The organism is Streptomyces sp. NPDC026394 (assembly GCF_055567735.1).
Genome location: NZ_JBVHPX010000034.1, coordinates 1 through 15,839 on the forward strand (window position 1 = coordinate 1; position 15,839 = coordinate 15,839).

General features: G+C 69.8%; 13 protein-coding genes, 1 tRNA gene and 1 pseudogene. 2 read left to right on the plus strand and 13 right to left on the minus strand.

Annotation, left to right across the window (positions count from 1 at the left end; translation table 11 throughout):
• From ACZ4QV_RS39355 to ACZ4QV_RS39375, 5 genes and pseudogenes are all read right to left on the minus strand, one after another.
• On the minus strand, nucleotides 1–242 hold a 242-nt coding region (locus ACZ4QV_RS39355; RefSeq protein WP_467764203.1), incomplete at its 3' end, for a hypothetical protein.
• A gap of 135 nt (nucleotides 243–377) precedes the next feature.
• Nucleotides 378–1,298: pseudogene (locus tag ACZ4QV_RS39360) on the minus strand (reverse transcriptase N-terminal domain-containing protein); the annotation flags it as partial.
• 684 nt (nucleotides 1,299–1,982) lie between these two features.
• Nucleotides 1,983–2,942 (minus strand): IS481 family transposase, encoded by a 960-nt coding sequence (locus tag ACZ4QV_RS39365; protein ID WP_467764254.1) that lies wholly within the window; start codon nucleotides 2,940–2,942, stop codon nucleotides 1,983–1,985.
• Nucleotides 2,943–3,028: 86 nt separating this feature from the next.
• Complete coding sequence (locus ACZ4QV_RS39370; RefSeq protein WP_467764255.1) at nucleotides 3,029–3,289, minus strand: XF1762 family protein; 261 nt, start codon at nucleotides 3,287–3,289, stop codon at nucleotides 3,029–3,031.
• Between the two features lie 149 nt (nucleotides 3,290–3,438).
• Nucleotides 3,439–3,633, minus strand: coding sequence for a hypothetical protein (locus ACZ4QV_RS39375; RefSeq protein WP_467764204.1), 195 nt, complete (start codon nucleotides 3,631–3,633; stop codon nucleotides 3,439–3,441).
• Nucleotides 3,634–3,723: 90 nt separating this feature from the next.
• Here ACZ4QV_RS39375 and ACZ4QV_RS39380 point away from each other — a divergent pair, with 90 nt between their 5' ends.
• Entirely contained in the window at nucleotides 3,724–3,942 is a 219-nt protein-coding gene (locus ACZ4QV_RS39380; RefSeq protein ID WP_467764205.1) for a hypothetical protein, read from the plus strand.
• A gap of 58 nt (nucleotides 3,943–4,000) precedes the next feature.
• Here ACZ4QV_RS39380 and ACZ4QV_RS39385 read toward each other — a convergent pair whose 3' ends face one another.
• Entirely contained in the window at nucleotides 4,001–4,174 is a 174-nt protein-coding gene (locus ACZ4QV_RS39385) for a hypothetical protein (RefSeq protein WP_467764206.1), read from the minus strand.
• A 301-nt stretch (nucleotides 4,175–4,475) separates the two neighbouring features.
• Here ACZ4QV_RS39385 and ACZ4QV_RS39390 point away from each other — a divergent pair, with 301 nt between their 5' ends.
• Entirely contained in the window at nucleotides 4,476–5,378 is a 903-nt protein-coding gene (locus tag ACZ4QV_RS39390; RefSeq protein ID WP_467764207.1) for an SCO4651 family lipoprotein, read from the plus strand.
• Between the two features lie 563 nt (nucleotides 5,379–5,941).
• Here ACZ4QV_RS39390 and ACZ4QV_RS39395 read toward each other — a convergent pair.
• The 7 genes from ACZ4QV_RS39395 to ACZ4QV_RS39425 form a co-directional block, all read right to left on the minus strand.
• Nucleotides 5,942–6,017: transfer RNA gene (locus ACZ4QV_RS39395), tRNA-Trp, on the minus strand.
• Nucleotides 6,018–6,105: 88 nt separating this feature from the next.
• Nucleotides 6,106–6,705, minus strand: a complete 600-nt coding sequence (locus tag ACZ4QV_RS39400; RefSeq protein ID WP_467764208.1) for a hypothetical protein — start codon at nucleotides 6,703–6,705, stop codon at nucleotides 6,106–6,108.
• Nucleotides 6,706–7,406: 701 nt separating this feature from the next.
• Nucleotides 7,407–11,009 (minus strand): DNA polymerase III subunit alpha, encoded by a 3,603-nt coding sequence (gene dnaE / locus ACZ4QV_RS39405; protein ID WP_467764209.1) that lies wholly within the window; start codon nucleotides 11,007–11,009, stop codon nucleotides 7,407–7,409.
• Between the two features lie 192 nt (nucleotides 11,010–11,201).
• Nucleotides 11,202–11,699, minus strand: a complete 498-nt coding sequence (locus ACZ4QV_RS39410) for an NUDIX domain-containing protein (protein WP_467764210.1) — start codon at nucleotides 11,697–11,699, stop codon at nucleotides 11,202–11,204.
• A gap of 78 nt (nucleotides 11,700–11,777) precedes the next feature.
• On the minus strand, nucleotides 11,778–13,313 hold the full coding sequence (locus tag ACZ4QV_RS39415) for an NUDIX domain-containing protein (RefSeq protein WP_467764211.1): 1,536 nt from the start codon (nucleotides 13,311–13,313) through the stop codon (nucleotides 11,778–11,780).
• Between the two features lie 79 nt (nucleotides 13,314–13,392).
• Nucleotides 13,393–14,424: a phosphotransferase enzyme family protein gene (locus tag ACZ4QV_RS39420; protein ID WP_467764212.1), complete on the minus strand. Its 1,032-nt coding sequence runs from the start codon at nucleotides 14,422–14,424 to the stop codon at nucleotides 13,393–13,395.
• Nucleotides 14,425–14,786: 362 nt separating this feature from the next.
• Nucleotides 14,787–15,833: an SAM-dependent methyltransferase gene (locus ACZ4QV_RS39425; RefSeq protein WP_467764213.1), complete on the minus strand. Its 1,047-nt coding sequence runs from the start codon at nucleotides 15,831–15,833 to the stop codon at nucleotides 14,787–14,789.
• Between the last annotated feature and the right edge of the window lie 6 nt (nucleotides 15,834–15,839).

The window sequence follows — 15,839 nt, forward strand, 5'->3', positions numbered from 1 at the left end:
CACACCGCCCGCCGGAAGAGCAGGAACTCTTCCACCCTCGCCGGTGTCAGCCCGGCCGCGGCGAGTTCACGCCGATCCATCCACAGGCTCAGGCGCCGCATCATTCGTACGGCGTCCTTCACCGACGCCGCCGCGTACCCCCGGGACGCCAACTCCGCACACACCAGCGACTCGTACGACGCCAGCGGTCCCGTCACCATCAACGGCACCGGACCCCGGCGCCGCCCTCCGATCGCATCCATGATCTTCCCCTGTCTGCAGGCAACTCGCCTGTACAGACAGGGGTATGGGCCACCTCGAGCGAAGGCCGCCGGTTATGCTGAAGCTTTCGGAACCAGGCCCCAGGTCCGCCACGCTGTCGCCCCCACAGTCGGCATAACCCGGCGCACGGCATAAGCGGACCTATGCCGAACTCGGCATAGGTCCGCGTACCGCACCAGCACCGGTGTGCCCGCCACCGACCAGGACTCACGGCCCTTTGAGGTCTGGTAGCGGCACCCGGCCGCCGTCTCTAATCCGTGCAGGGCAACGTTCAGCAGCAGCGGGCTGATCACGCCGCCCTGAGGAGTTCCCTCCTCAGTCGGAGCGAACCGACCGCGATCCATCACGCTCGCCTTCAGCCATCCCCGGACCAGCCCCCTGGCGGGGAACTGGCCGAGCATGGCCATCAGATGGTCGTGATCAATACGGTCTAAGGCCGCCGCCAGGTCCGCGTCCAGGACCCACAGGCGTTTCGCGGCCTTGCCCTTTGCCGTCCAATAGATCGCCGCAATGGCATCCTGACAACTGCGGCCGGGCCGGAAGCCGTAGGACCTCGGCTCGAACCGCGCTTCCCACTCGGGTTCCAGCGCGTTCTTCACGCGGGCCTGGAGCACCCGGTCACGGATGACCGGGCTACCGAGCGGTCGCTGCTTCCCGTTGCTCTTCGGGATGAACACCCGCTTGACCGGCCTGGCCTGCCAGGGCTTCGACTGCCGGTGGACGCCGGTCGCCAGCCTCCCTCTTGCCTCAGGGGTGAGGGCGAGGTGCCCGTCGATGCCAGGGGTCTTGCGGCCACTGCTCTGTTGCGTAACCCGCTTCACGCTGACCAGCGTGTTGCTGCGGCTGCGCAGCATGAGCTTCTGCAAGTTGCGGACCTTCTTCAGATCCCCTTCCTGCGTTGCCTTGAAGATCCTCTGCCTCAGTCGCCGTACGTTCTCCTCGCACTGCCCCCAGTCGATGCTGTGCCAGTCGAGAGTCCCGGCCTCGGGTCCGTTCGCCGCAGCCGCGCGGGGCCCAGCCTCGGCTGTGTCCTGCATGTGCGCCTCCGGTGTCTAACTTGTCCCTTGGTTCCGGTGTCCTTGGGTCGGAGCCTTCAAAGGCTCACCTGACCCACGTGGGCACCCTTTCGGGCCGGGCCACCAGGGCCCGTATCCGGCGAGTTATGCGGAAGTGGGTGAAGGCCCCACCACCCCGGTTTCCTCTGGCCTTTCGGCCCGCCGGCGTTCGCTTCTTGGGTCATCCTGTTCCCGCCGGGGAGTTCAGCTCTCCTCACGGTCGGCCTACCAGGCCACTGACCTGGACCCCGACGGGGTTTCCACGTTCCGCACCAGGAAGATGCGGCTGGGGAGGGCGCCCTCTCTACCCCGGGGCCAGCGGTGTCCGCCCCCTGGCTTGAGATCCCCAGGGGTCGCTTTGTGCCTTCCAGCACGCGGGTCCTACGGCTGCCGCATACGTGCCATCGCGCAGCCTCAACGTCACGGGGCATGATCAAGGGTTCACTTGCGTTCGCCCGTCCAGCCTTCCCCTCACCTGTAGCTCCTCGATGGCCGAGGCGCCCTTGGGCTTGAACGCTCAGCTCCACACCCCGCCGTTGCCAGCGACGCATGTGAGCGCGGGGACGAGCCTGGATACTGGCTCGAAGTCCAGCCGTTCTATCTCTCCTTCATCTGGCTGTCCTTACTTCTCTGGTGCGACTTCGTGTCGCACTCTCGGGACGTTGGTTACACGAAGTCCTCGAACGTGAGCTGCTGCGGGATGTCGATGAGCGGTTCGGGCGGCTGAGCGAAGACGAGGCGGTAGTCGCTTCCGGCGGTCCGGCTGATCGGTGGTCGGCCGCCGAGCGCGGCGTGTGGCCGGTCGTGGTCGTAGTAGTTCACGAACTCGGCGAGCGCGACGCGGCGTTCATGCTCGGAGGTGTAGTCGCGGACATACGCCCACTCGCGGGCCAGAGTCCCGTTATAGCGCTCGACCTTCCCATTCGTGCGCGGCGTGTACGGCCTGGTCCGCTTGTGCTTCGTGCCGGTCGCGGCAAGCGCGTTCGCCCAGGTTGTGGACCGGTAGCACGAGCCGTTGTCGGTGAGGCAGCGGCGGATCGGGTTGATGTCGTGGGCTGCGAAGAAGGCGACGGCGCGGTGCCAGAACGCGACCGCGGTGACGGCCTTCTCGTCGTCCAGGGCCTCGGTGTACGCGAGGCGGGAGTAGTCGTCGAGTGCGGAATGCAGGTACGTGTCCCCGACCTTTCCGGTGCCGGGGCCAGTCCGCTTGGAGGCGCGGGCAGCCTCCGTGCCGACGCCATGCATGCGCCAGCCGCCGCCGTCGGGGATACGGCCGAGCTTCTTGACGTCGACGTGGACCAGGTCCCCGACGCGCTCGTGTTCGTAGCGAATGACCTCGCTTCTATTGGTCGGCGGGTCCAGGTCTCGGAGCCGGTTGAGTCCTCGCCGCACGAGGATGCGGTGCACGGTGGCCGGCACGACCGCGACGCCATGCAGACGCTGGAGTTCAGCAGCCAGGCGGGCGGGCCCGTACTTGGTCTGCCGCCGCAGCGCCTCCACCAAGTCCGCGAGGGGCTCGCTCGTGCGAGCCGGGCTGTTGGCGGGACGGGAGGAGTGGTCGAGCAGGCCGTCCTCGCCGTGCGCCTGCCAGCGGGCGTACCACTTGGCCAGGCAGCGGCGGGAGATGCAGGTCTTCGATCGACGGCAGCTCCGGCGCGTCCTTGGCCCGCTGCTCCCACAAGGTCCGGGCTACGCCGTCCGTGCCTCGGTCCTCACGGCGTCGCGACGGGGTGTCCCACCCCCGCGCGCGGGCGCAGTTCCGCGATCGGCTTCCATCCGACCGCGCGCAGACTCGCGCCCGACTCGCCGTCCTGCGTGTACGTGATCACCCGTAGGAAGCCCATCCGGGATGCGGCACCCCAGGCCGCCCCATACAAGGCGCTGCACGCGTTCGGGGTGCCGTCGGTGGCGACGCGGGTGACCTCGACGGTGAGCCGGTTGTCGAAGACGCGACTGACGGGGCGGCCGACGATGGCCCCCCCCGCAGAGGGCGCCGTTCGGGCGCCGCACGCCGACGCTGAACCTGTGCCCCCGCGGCTTCCTGTGGTGGCGGTGGAGTCGGTCGACGACCTCGCATGCGTCGTCGAGCGTCAGCGGGACGATCGTCAACCGCTCCTGCCTACTAGCCATCGGCGCCGCGCTCCCGTCGACCACCGCCGAAGCGCCGGTGTGCGGCATCGAGGATCTCGACCAACTGCCGACCGGAGTCGGAAGCAGCCATGCCGAGTTCGGCGAGCAGTTCAGCGATCTCGGCTTCGTCGATCTCGACATGGATGCGGCGCTCGCCGGGGCGATTGTTGGTGTACACGCGTTCCATCAAGTATCCCCTCCCTGGTCACGATGGCTAGCCACCTCCATCCTACGAGCGATGTGGACGGGTGGCTAGCCACCGTGAAATGCTGGTTTTATGCCCAGCAAGCACAGGAACCCCGCTGCGGTTTACCGCCCAGACCCCGATCTCCACGAGCGAGCCAAGGCGGCCGTCGCCGACGTCGGGTCCGACATGAACGCGCACATCGTCGGCTTCCTGCGCTGGCTCGTTGGCGATACCAACGACCTCCCCGCCCGCCCAGAGTCAATGGCACGCGAGGAGGTCAGTGAGAAGGCGGGCTCGGCCGTGCGGTGACCGCGGACATGGCACCAACCTCATGAGATGGCACAGTTAGGGGACGCTCGCATCGTGCTCACGGCTCGTGGTGCTCTGCACCGTCCGCGGCGCCCGCCCGCGTGCGCACCAGGAGCACGATGTCGTCCCAGGCCAGAGCGATCAGCTCCGCGAATTCCTGCTGCGAGATGCTGGATGAGGGGTGCCGGTACACCGCATAGGTGACCGCGGGCGGGATATCGTCAGCGTCCATGCCCCCACTGTCCCCCACATCCCCGTGTTGGGGCAGTGGCCGGCAGCATCTGCGCCGGGCCCTGCGGCCGCCTACCGCGCCGCGAAGACGTGTGCCGCATTGGGCCGGTCCGGTGGTACTGCGCCCCGGCGCGGCGGGGACCCCGGCAGGGCGGCGTCCGGCCCCGGCGCACTTTCAGGTGGCTGATGAGGGGCCGCAGGGGCCGGGCAGGCTTCAGCCGTGACCGGGCCAAGGATACATGTCGGTGCCATGCACTACTGTTGCGGATGTACATGACATAGACGGATATCAGGGTGAAAAGATGGGCAAGGGCATCGCGCGGCGCGCGGGTGTCTCGCTGGCGGCCGCCACCGTGCTGGCCGGCATAACAGGCTGCCAGTCAGACAGCTCGGCCAAGGCCGGCCACGAGCCACGAACGCAGCGCACTCCAGCGCAGGCGCTCACCGCGGCGTACCAGAAGACCGCGGGAGTGCACTCCGCGAAGGTCACGATGACGATGTCCGTGCCCAAGGGGATGCCGGACAGCGGTGAGACGAAGATGACCGGCACCATGGCCTGGAAGCCCACGGCGCTGGACATGACCATGAGCGACGGCGGAGCCAAGGCGAAGTCCGGCAACGACAACCCCAAGCGGATGATCTGGGTCGACGGCGTCGCCTACATGGACATGGGCGATTTCGGCGGCAAGAAGTGGGGCAAGTTCGATCTGAAGGCCGCCGCCAAGGAGGCGGGCGACGAGGAGATGACCAAGGCCGTGACCGCCGGCCTCGACGATGCGGAGCAGGACCCGGCTCAGCAGCTCGCGATGTTCCTCGGATCGCCGGACGTCCAGCACCTCGGTTCCGGTCAGGTGGACGGTGTACGCGCCGAGCACTACAAGGGCTCGCTGACGGTCGAGGAGGGCCTCAAGGGCGCCAAGACCGTCGGCGCGCTGAAGCCCGCCGACCGCGAGAAGCTGCTCGCGAACGTCAAGAAGAGCGGCATCAAGGGCTACGACTACGACGTGTGGGTCAACGGCGACGATCTGCCGGTGCGGATGACCGTGGACGTCAAGACGCCGCTGGGCACCATCAGCACCTCCGCGTCCTACTCCGAGTACGGAACCACGGCAGCCGTCAAAGCTCCTCCGGCCGCCGAGACCACCGACCTGCTCAAGATCCTCAAGGAAGCCGCCGGCCGTGGCGGGACCCGTTCCTTTGCCTGAGCCTTCGGCTACGGGGCCCAGCCCGGCAGGGGCGGGCCCCGCAGCCCCGCGTACGGCGGCGGAGCTGCCTGCCGGGGCCACGGGCCTGGCCGACCGCCCCAGAAACCGGCAGCGCTTTCGCGCCCGACCCGTTGGGCCGTGCCGCCTGTCCAATGTCCCTGAACCATCCGCGCATCGAGCTGATCCCATAGTCACATCTGACTAGCGGAGCCGCGCAGCGTGCTGCGTAAGGACGGGAGTCGATTGAATACTGCGCAGCGGCCGGACCGCAGAGCACTTCGCGCTCGGCGTGAAGTCCGCCCCCGAGCAAAGTTCCGCTCGGCCGCCAAGTCCACAAGCGCCCGACCCATAGGGCCGCGGAACCATACCGCTCCGGGGCGATCTGGGAAGTACTGAGCGCACTGACCGGAGTAGCCCTCGACACCCACCTGGTCAACAGACCGCTCGCCACCGTCGTTCGCGCCACCTGAGCGCCCCGAACCGGGGCCCGGTCTTGTTCGCCCTGGCTGATGGGGAAAGGGGCTGCGCCGACGGCGGGCCCGCGGGCACGAGAACGTCAGAAGTGGCAGGGGTGACAGGAGTCGAACCTGCGGCATCCGGTTTTGGAGACCGGCGTTCTGGCCTCTGAGCTACACCCCTTCGCGTGTGTCCAGTGTTGCAGGCCGGCCCGCCGGCTTCCAGCGCAATATCCAGCCCCGGTACGGCAGGAAGCTGCGGCAAGACGTCATCACTTGCCGAGGATGCTGCGCACCGTCCCTCGTGACAGCCCGCTCAGGCGTGCGGTCTGTGCCTCGGAGACTTCTGCGGCGACCGCGCGCCGGACCATGTCGTCCCTGCCCTTGATCATCCGGCGGTAGGCCTTGAGTTCCGCGAGCGCGTCCTCGCGGGGGGAGGTACTGACGAGACGGACGTCAACCTTGGGGCCGCTGCCCTCTTCCAGGAGCTCCTGGAATTGGCTCAGTTCTTGACCGGTCACGCGCATCCCGTTCTTCCCCCTGCCGGGTACTGCTTCCTTGGACAGCAGGGTCATGACGGCGTGAAATGACCTGTAGCTGCCCTGTCCCAGCATCTCCACGGCGGGCACCGGATAGCCGCACTGTGCAAGGAGTTCGGCCTGCCGCAGGCCGGCGTCCTCCGCGGGGCCACGATGGTCGTCGAGGAGCAGCGCCAGTCCACGCAGGGCGTCCAGCGCATCCTGCGTATCGCAGCGGGCCGTCTCGAACTGGCCCTGCCGCAACCGTCCGACCAGCCGTGCCACCGACTGCAGCACAGCCACCAGCACCGCCACTGTCAGCCGCTCACGCGCCCTGCCCGCCATCTTGGCCATCACGGACTCTCCTTGGTTAGCCTGCCCGTACTTGCCGTTCAACGAGCCGACCTTCATGGGTGGTACGCCCAGAACCGAGCGTCGGGCTGGGCCTTGTGGCGGGCCGGTCACGGTGCACGGTTACGTCCGCAGCGAAGCCGTGAACAACTGACGGAGGATGCCATGCCATGTGGAGAGTCCAGGTCCCGGTGCCCACGCGACTGCGCCCGGACCGCCCTCAGGACGGCTCTGGCGGGTCCGATGAGACCACATGGCCGTGGTGCGCCGTGGCGGACCACCCTGGCGTCGGGCTGCCCGCGATCTGGCGATGCGCCTCGCCTTGTGCCGTGCCGTCAGCGGCTGGTCGGTCGCCGCGCTGGCCCGGCGCGGCGGCGTCAGCCGGCTTTCCGGCTGGCGGGAAGGAAGCCAGAAGAGCGGTGGAGTGCCGTGCCCCGGGCGAGGGCCGTGTCGCGCTGCTGCTGCCAGCGTGCCCTGTGGGCGTCGCAGTCACGTGCTGTCACGGCCCCCCGGGGCCCGCACACGGACCGGTCGACTGCGGTGCTTCGGCCGGGAGCCGGCGGGCCACAGGTCGGCCGCCAGACCGGCTCCAGGCTGGCCATGGTCGGCAGACCGGGCCGCGCCCGGCCTTCGGATACGTGAGCGACGGTCAGCGACAACCGCTGCACAGGGGGCGGCCGTGCCCGGCCCGGTAAGCGGCCTGCTCAGTGAGCGGCGTCGGTTGCCCAGACGCCGGGGCCGAAGGCTTCTTTGATGTCGGAGGCGACCGCTGCGGGATCCACGAGGAAGCCGAGTTCGTAGACGATGGTTTTGTGCGAGGCCTCTACCCGCAGGCGCACGGGGTTGTCGCCCGGGTGGGCTGTGAGGATGCGTTTGAGTTCGGCGACCGTGCGGGCGTTGATGCGGTGGGCGGGGAAGGCGAGCTGCACCGGGGGGTGTCCGCCGGCGTCGGCGAAAGAGACGTCCAGGACCTGGATTTCCTGTCCGAAGATGCTGACCGTGCCGTCGCGGTCGTTGAGCCGTCCCTGGGTGGAGACGACGCTGTCCGGCAGCAGGGCGTGCTGGACGAGGTCGTAGACGGCCGGGAAGAACAGGATCTCCATCTCGCCGTCCCGGTCGGTGAGGCCGGCGATGGCCCAGGCGCGGCCCTGCTTGGTCATCCGGCGGTCGACGGAGGTGATCAGGCCGGCCAGTCGGACGGTTCCTTCGGTGCGGCCGGAGGCCAGCAGGTCGCTGATGGTGGTGTCGCGGTGGCGGGCCAGGATGTGCTCGGTGCCGTCCAGCGGGTGCGCGGAGACATACAGGCCCAGCATGTCGCGTTCGGTGGCCAGGAGTTGCTTGCGGGGCCACTCGTCGTCGCCGATGGGGAAGCCGAGGCCGAAGCCGGGGGCCTGGTCGCTGCTGGTGCCCAGGCCGCCGGCGAACAGGTCGTCCTGGCCGAAGGCGGCGGCCTTCTTCACCGGGATGATCGCGTCGATGGCGTCCTCGTGGGCGGCGGCCAGCCCCTTGCGGGTGTGTCCGAGGGAGTCGAAGGCCCCGGCCTTGATGAGGGAGTCCACGGCCCGCTTGTTCAGCGCGGCGATGTCGGCCTTGTCGAGAAAATCGGCAAAGGAGCTGTATTTCCCCTTGGCCTTGCGGGCGGCGACCAGGGAGTCGATGACGCTCTGGCCGACATTGCGCACCGACAGCAGGCCGAAGCGCACGTCGTCGCCGACGGCGGTGAACTCGGCGACCGACTCGTTGATGTCCGGGGCCAGCACCTGCACCCCGAGCTTGCGGGCGTCGGCCAGGTAGATGCCGGCCTTGTCCTTGTCGTCGCCGACGGAGGTGAGCAGCGCGGCCATGTACTCGGCCGGGTAGTTGGCCTTGAGGTAGGCGGTCCAGTAGGAGACCAGCCCGTAGCCGGCGGTGTGGGACTTGTTGAACGCGTAGCCGGAGAAGGGGAGCATGACGTCCCACAGGGCCTGGATGGCTTCCTTGCCATAGCCGTTGGCCTGCATCCCGGCATGGAATTTCTCCCACTCGGCGGCCAGCACCTCGGGCTTCTTCTTGCCCATGGCGCGGCGCAGCAGGTCGGCGCCGCCGAGGGTGTAGCCGGCCAGCTGCCGGGCGATGGCCATGATCTGCTCCTGGTAGATGAGCAGGTGGAAGGTGTTGCCGAGGATGGGGTCCAGGGCGTCCTTGAGGTCCGGGTGGATCGGCTCGATGGCCTGGCGGCCGGTCTTGCGGTGGGCGTAGTTGGTGTGGGCGTTGGCGGCCATCGGGCCGGGCCGGTACAGCGCGAGGGCCGCCGCGATGTCTTCGAAGCGGGTCGGCTCCATCAGCCTGAGCAGGGTGCGCATGCCGCCGCCGTCGAGCTGGAAGACGCCGAACGTGTTGCCCTCGGCCAGCAGCCGGTACGTCTTCGCGTCGTCCAGCGGAATGGGCTGCTGGCCGTCGTGCGGGACGGTGTCGGTGGTGAGGGCCAGGCCGCGGTTGTCCCGGATGTTGTGCAGGGCCTGGTCGATGACGCCCAGGTTGCGCAGGCCCAAAAAGTCCATCTTGACCAGGCCCATGGCCTCGCAGGACGGGTAGTCGAAGCCGGTGATCTTCACGCCGTCCTTGGCGCGCATGTGCAGCGGGATGCGGTCGGTGAGCTTCGTCTTGGACAGGATCACCGCGGCGGCGTGCACACCGGTGCCGCGGGTCAGGCCCTCCACCCCGCGGGCGGTGTCGATGACGCGCTTGACGTCCGGCTCACTCTCGTACAGGCGCCGGATCTCGGCGGCCTCCGCGTACCGCTCGTGGGCGGGGTCGAAGACGGCGGCCAGCGGGGCCGGTTTGCCGTTCTGGTCGGGCGGGAGCGCCTTGGTGATCCGCTCGCCGTGGGCGTAGGGGTAGCCCAGGATGCGGGAGGAGTCCTTGATCGCGTTCTTAGCCTTGATCCTGCCGAAGGTGTTGACCTGGGCGGTGTAGGCGTCGCCGTACTTCTCGGTGACGTAGCGCACCATCTGGTCGCGGTGGCGGTCGTCGAAGTCCAGGTCGACGTCCGGCGGGTTGATGCGCTCGGGGTTCAGGAACCGTTCGAAGAGCAGGCCGTGCTCCAGGGGGCACAGTTCGGTGATGCGGGTGGCGTAGGCGACGATCGAGCCGGTGGCCGAGCCGCGGCCCGGCCCGACGGGGATCCGGTGGGCGCGGGCGTGGCGGCAGATGTCGGCGACGACCAGGAAGTAGGAGGAGAAGCCCATCGGGCCGATGACCGTCATCTCGGTCTCGAAGCGCTCCAGCACGTGCGCAGGCACCGGGTCCCCGTAGCGCATCCGCAGGCCTTTGAGGACCTCTTGGCGCAGCCAGGACTCCTGGGTCTCGCCCTCGGGCACGTCCGGGTACTGCGGCATCTCATCGACGTGGTCGAAGACCTCGGCGTAGGAGCCGATCCGCTCGGCGACCAGCAGGGTGTTGTCGCACGCTTCGGGCAGCTCGGCGAACAACTGGCGCATCTGGGCGGCGCTCTTGAGGAAGTAGCCGGAGCCGCTGAACCGGAACCGGTTCGCATCGTCCTTGTTCTTGCCCACCCCGATGCACAGCAGGGTGTCGTGGGCGTCGGCCTGCTCTTCCAGGACATAGTGCGCGTCGTTGGTGGCCAGCAGCGGCAGGCCCAGATCCTTGGCCAGGCGCAGCAGGTCCGCGCGGACACTGCGCTCGATGTCCAGGCCGTGGTCCATCAGCTCCAGGAAGTAGTTGTCCTGGCCGAAGATGTCACGGCAGGTTGCGGCGGTCTCGCGTGCCTGGTCGTACTGGCCCAGGCGCAGCCGGGTCTGGACGGCGCCGGAGGGGCAGCCGGTGGTGGCGATGATGCCGCCGGCGCGCTCGGCGATCAGTTCGAGGTCCATGCGGGGCTTGCCAGCGGGGAACTGGCCGGTGTAACTGGCCTCGGTGGACAGGTGGAACAGGTTGCGCAGGCCCTGGGCGCCCTGTGCCCACATGGTCATGTGGGTGAACCGGCCGCCGCCGGAGACATCCTTGGAGCCCTCCCCGTCGTCGGCCACGGCCCGCACGCCGCCGGGACCCCAGAATTCCTGCTGGCGGTGACGGCGCGAGGAGGGGGCGACGTACGCCTCGATCCCGATGATCGGCTTGACGTCGGGGAAGGCCTTGGCCACCTGCTGGAACTCGTAGGCACCGAACATGTTGCCGTGATCGCTCATCGCGATCGCGGGCATGGCCTGGCGGGCCACTTCGGTGAACATCGGCTCCAGGCGCTGCGCGCCGTCGAGCATCGAGTACTCGGTGTGGTTGTGCAGGTGAACGAAGCTGCTGCCAGACACGAGGAATCGCACCTTTGTTCGACGGCGGAGGGGTTCACCCTAGCCCTGCCGGCCCGCGCACCACCGGCAATTCCGCCGCCCTCGGCGCGTTGTGCGGCGCTCCCGTCAGGCCGGATCCCGGCATGCCGAGGACAAGGTTTCGCGTCCCGGGGCAAGAGAGACGGCTGCTGCGGCAGGCACGGCGCCTGGCCGCTAGGGCAGGCCGGTGTGCTCCAGGTAGCCGGCGACGCCGGTGCGACGGGCCTCGACCATGGCGGCCAGACGGCGGAAGGTCACCGCGTCCATCTCGGCGCGCCAGTCCTCCAGGGACCGCACAGCGACCTCACTGTGCTCCGTAGAATCCAGGACGATGCTGTCGATCTGTGCCTGGGTGAGCCGCCCCCCGTCGAAGATGAAGCCGATCTTGTGGGTTGACCAGTCGCCGAGCGGTGGCAGAAAATGCGTCACGAGCAGCCGCGGTTCGTCCGCGACCCGCAGGCCGGTTTCCTCCCAGCACTCGCGGACTGCACATTCCCAGGGAGTCTCGGACGCCTCCAAATTCCCGCCCGGGCATTGCCACAGTGCCGGGTTGCCGACGGCGCGCAGCTGGATCGGCCGGTCGGCGAAGTCGGTGATCAGGAAACAGCCATAGATGGTTGCTTTGGGCAGCGTGGCGAGATACTGCTCGGGCGGAAGCCATGTACTGCTCATGATCGCTCCAAAGTGGGTTGGGATTGGCGGTTACTGGCCCCGTGCGGGCGTCTTCCCGGCCGGGGCGCCACACTCATGTCACTGAGGGCGCTCCCGTGGGGGCGCAGGGGGGTGCAGGAGAATCCGATGGACCGGGGGCAGGCCCGGCAGCAGCCCCGGCCACACCGATTCGAGCACCTGTGCGCTCGGAAGGAACAAGCCGCCCGGCAGGACGGGCAGGTCGGCGGGTGCGCACCACTCCCACCGGGTGATCAGGTGGGGCTCGCGCACGGCGGGCGTACCGCGGAAGGCAGCGATGCGGACCGCGGCAGTCAGGCGCGCGATGCCGTGCGTGGCGTCGAGCAGGATGGCCAGCAACTGGGCGTCGGCGACCTCGGCGCGCAAGCCGGTCTCCTCCCGCAGCTCGCGGACCGCGGCCTCTTCGAAGGTCTCGCCGGCGGTGTTCTTGCCTCCCGGCAGCTCCCACAGGCCGCGCACCGAGCGCCCCAGCAGCACCCGCCCGGCGGCGTCGGTGACCACGACACCTGCGCCGGTCAGGGCGTGCGGCGCGGGCCGGGACTTGTTGCGGTACCTCACCGGCTCGGGCTGGGGATCACGCAGGAACACGACGGCCAGGTCGTCGGCCGCATAGCGTTGGGCCGTGCCCCAGCCGGCCGTCAGCAGGCCCAGCTCGTCGTCGTCCAGGGCGATGCTGCGCTTGGTGGCGGGCACGGCGTCCGCCACGGGGGTGATCACGCAGAGGGCGCCGCCGGGCCGCAGGTGCTGTTGCAGACGGCGCAGCACGTGGAGGCGGGAGCGGACGAACGCGTAGCTCAAGCGGAAGACGATCAGGGCGTAGCGGTCCGGATGCAGCCCGGTGAGCGTCTCGGGCTGCTCGACGTCTGCCAGATGCCACCGGATGCCCGGGCGCGCCTGCTGTTCCCGGCGGGCGCGGGCCAGGGCGCCTTCGGCGAAGTCGAGGGCGTCGACGGTGTATCCGAGGGTGGTCAGGAAGGCGGCGAGTGCGCCGGTGCCGCAGCCGATCTCCAGCGCCCGCCCGCCGGCGGGCGCTGGGACGTGCTCGGTGAGCAGAGCCCGTTCCGTGTCCCCGAGGCGCCGGAATCCGCGCCCGTCGTCATAGCGCCTGCTCCAGTCGTCCGGGGCCAACGCCGTCGCTGCGCGTGTGGGCGGGGCCGGTGCGGGGCCCGCGGCGGCAGTTCCGGCGGCCTGGGCTGCGTGTTGCCTGATCACGTCGGCTGTCCAGGGGCACATCACCAGCCGGTCGATCAGGTGGCGGGTGAACCAGTGGAACAGGATGCCCTCGGTGACGGGCAGGGCGGCCGCGTCGCCGTTCCACCGGCCCCGGAAGACCTGAATGACGCCGTCCCCGCGGGTGTTGGGGACCACCGTGTGCGGTGCGAGGCCGGGCAGGACCAGACCCGTCTCCTCGCGGAGTTCGCGGGCGGCGGCCGCCTTAAGCGACTCGTGGTCTTCGCGGGCGCCGCGGACCAGGCTCCAGGTGCCCGGATCGTCGATGCCGGCGATGTGGTCGCGCAGGTGCAGCAGGTACTGCCCGGCGTCGTTGTACAGCAGTACGGCCACGCCCTGGGGGGCGTCACAATCTTCAGCAGCCATCGGAAAGAGCACCACCTAAGATGACGGGCAAGCACGGAAGTTGGGGTTCGCGGGGCCGCGGCGAAGGCGGCGCGGCAGGTCACAGGGCGGCACGGAGCGCCTCCTCGGCCTCATCCAGGCGGTCCAGCAGCATCAGGGCGGCGGTGTGGCGGGCCCGCCCGTACGCCTCCAGGGCCGCATCGACCGTCTCGGGCGCCGTCAGCGGCTGCGAGAGCGGGTAGGCGGAAGCCAGAGAGTACGCGCAACCCACGGCAGCCGCATGGACCAGATCGTCTGCCCGGGCAGCGGGATGCTCGTGCTGGTAGGCGGTGGCGAGCCGCAGGAGCCCCGGCAGCCAGTCCGGGCCGCGGGCGACGGTCCGCGGATCGCAAGCGATCCGTGCGACCTCCCAGGCCAGGAACCGGGGGCTCGGGGGCTGGAAGTCGATGAAGCCGGCGACCAGGTCGTGGCGCAGCAGGAGGTTGGGGGCGGCGAGGTCCCCGTGGACGATCTGCACGCTCAGCGCGGGCAGTTGCTGCAGGAGCTCGGCGAGGCGGGGCAGCAGGGCCTGCCGTACGCGGGCGGCCTCCAGCGCCCACTGCTCGAAGCCGGTCAGGTGCGGTCGGCGCCTGTAGGCGTCGATGAGCTGGCCGTAGCGGCGCCGGGCGCGTGGCAGGTCGCACACCAGGGAACCATCCTGCGGCGCGGGGAGCGCGGCCGGGTGCTGGGCCAGGCGGCGGTGCAGACGGCCGAGGGCAGCTCCGACCGCGCTCCACCGCTGCCCGTACAGGCCGCCCTCGGCAGTCTCGGTCCCGGACAGGTACTGCCACAAGGACAACGCCGTCGGCCCGCGCTGTGCGATCAGGCTGCCGTCGTTGGCCGGGCGCACGGCGGGCACCGGCAGGCCGCCGTCCCGCGCGAACTGCGACAGCCGCACGGCGGCCAACTCGCGCCCCAGGTCGGCGTTGTCGCGGTAGAGCTTGGCGAACCACTGTTCACCGGTCCGGTCGTAGACACGGAAGTTGGCGGTGGCGGTGCCCGACCGGATCCGCGTCATGGCCACACCCCGGATGCTGTAGGCCTGCCTCAGGGCTGCGGCGAGGGCGAGCGCCTGGTCATCCACCGGCTTCATCCGCCCTCACCACCCCACACAGCGCTGAAACGCCGGCCAGCGGGCAGGCTGCGGCGGGCGAAGCGCCCACCGCACCACGGCGCTCGGCAGGAAGAAGCGGGCACCGGTGTGCGGCGCGGCCGCGCCGCGGCCGCGAGCGTCGGTACTGGCCCCGGCGCCCGGGAGCGTCCGCCGCAGAGCGGGGAAGCTGTCCGTCTCGCTCGAACACCAGGTGCGGGGCGGCTGGGGGTGCATGAATCTCCTTGTTGACGCTGGGATCGGACAACTGCTCGCTAGAACGGGGGCGCCGGGGCCGGGGACACGGCCGTTCGGGGACGCTTCGCCGTTCGCTAGTTCGGCAAGGGGGCCAGGGGTGCGTGCTGTTAGGGCTGTGCCCTGTGCGATTCACCCGCACAGGGCCCCTCACCCGATCCGGGGATTGACGCAGAGGCGCGCGGTTGACGCGTGTTCGGTTCGGGTGCGCCCGCGTGCGCGCCTGCGCGTGATACGGCCCGCGGCGCGGCCGCGGGCGGCCCGGCCGTCGCCGTGTCCGCGCGCTCTGGGGGCGGGGCGTGCCGGCGCGGGGGAGCGGTGGCGATGGCGGCGTACGCGAAGGAGTGTTCGGGGCGCGGCCTGCGGCGTGCCGCCGTCGGGGGCAGGGGGCGCCAGTGGGCTGTGGGGACCAGGCCCGGCGGCAGGAGGCTGAAGTGGTCCAGCAGCGTCTGGATCTGTTCTCGTGTGCGCGGCCGGTAGGCGAGGGCGGCCTCGGCGTAGCAGGTGACGAGGTCCGCCATCATCCGGGGGGCCAGGTCGGTGCATGCGTGGGTGATCGACAGTGCGCTGTGGTCCGGCAGCCAGGCGCGCAGTGCGGTCAGGGCGTGCTGGGCCTCGGTGTCGCTGACCCAGGGCAGCAGGTCGTGGAGCAGGACGGCGATGGGCCGGCCGCGGTCGAGGCGCTGGACGGCAGGTGCGGCGAGGAGGGTGTCCATGCGGCGGATGTCGGCGTGGACGGCCGCGGTGGCCGGGTGGGTGTCCAGTTCGGTGCGGGCGTGCGCGTACACGGCGGGGTCGGCGTCCACGTAGACGACTTGGGCGTCGGCGTGGACGAGGCGGGCTGCCTCAAAGGTCAGCGCGGGATCGTGCCGCTGCAGTTTGCTGTTCCAGGAGGAGGGCAGGCCGCAGCCCAGGTCGAGGAACTGGTCGATGTCCAGTTCCTGGGCGAGGACGGTGACGGCGTGCGGCCGGTGCCGCTGGTTGATTGTCACCATGTCCGGCAGTCCGGGGGCCGCCTGCACCAGACGGGTGGCCAGGTGGCGGTCGGCCTCGTAGTTCTCGTACCCGCCGGTGAGGCAGTCGTCGATGCGCGCTGTGGCGGGGTGGTTGGCCCAGTCGTCGGGCAGGCGCGTGCTGTTGGGTGTCTGGTCAGACATGAGGCT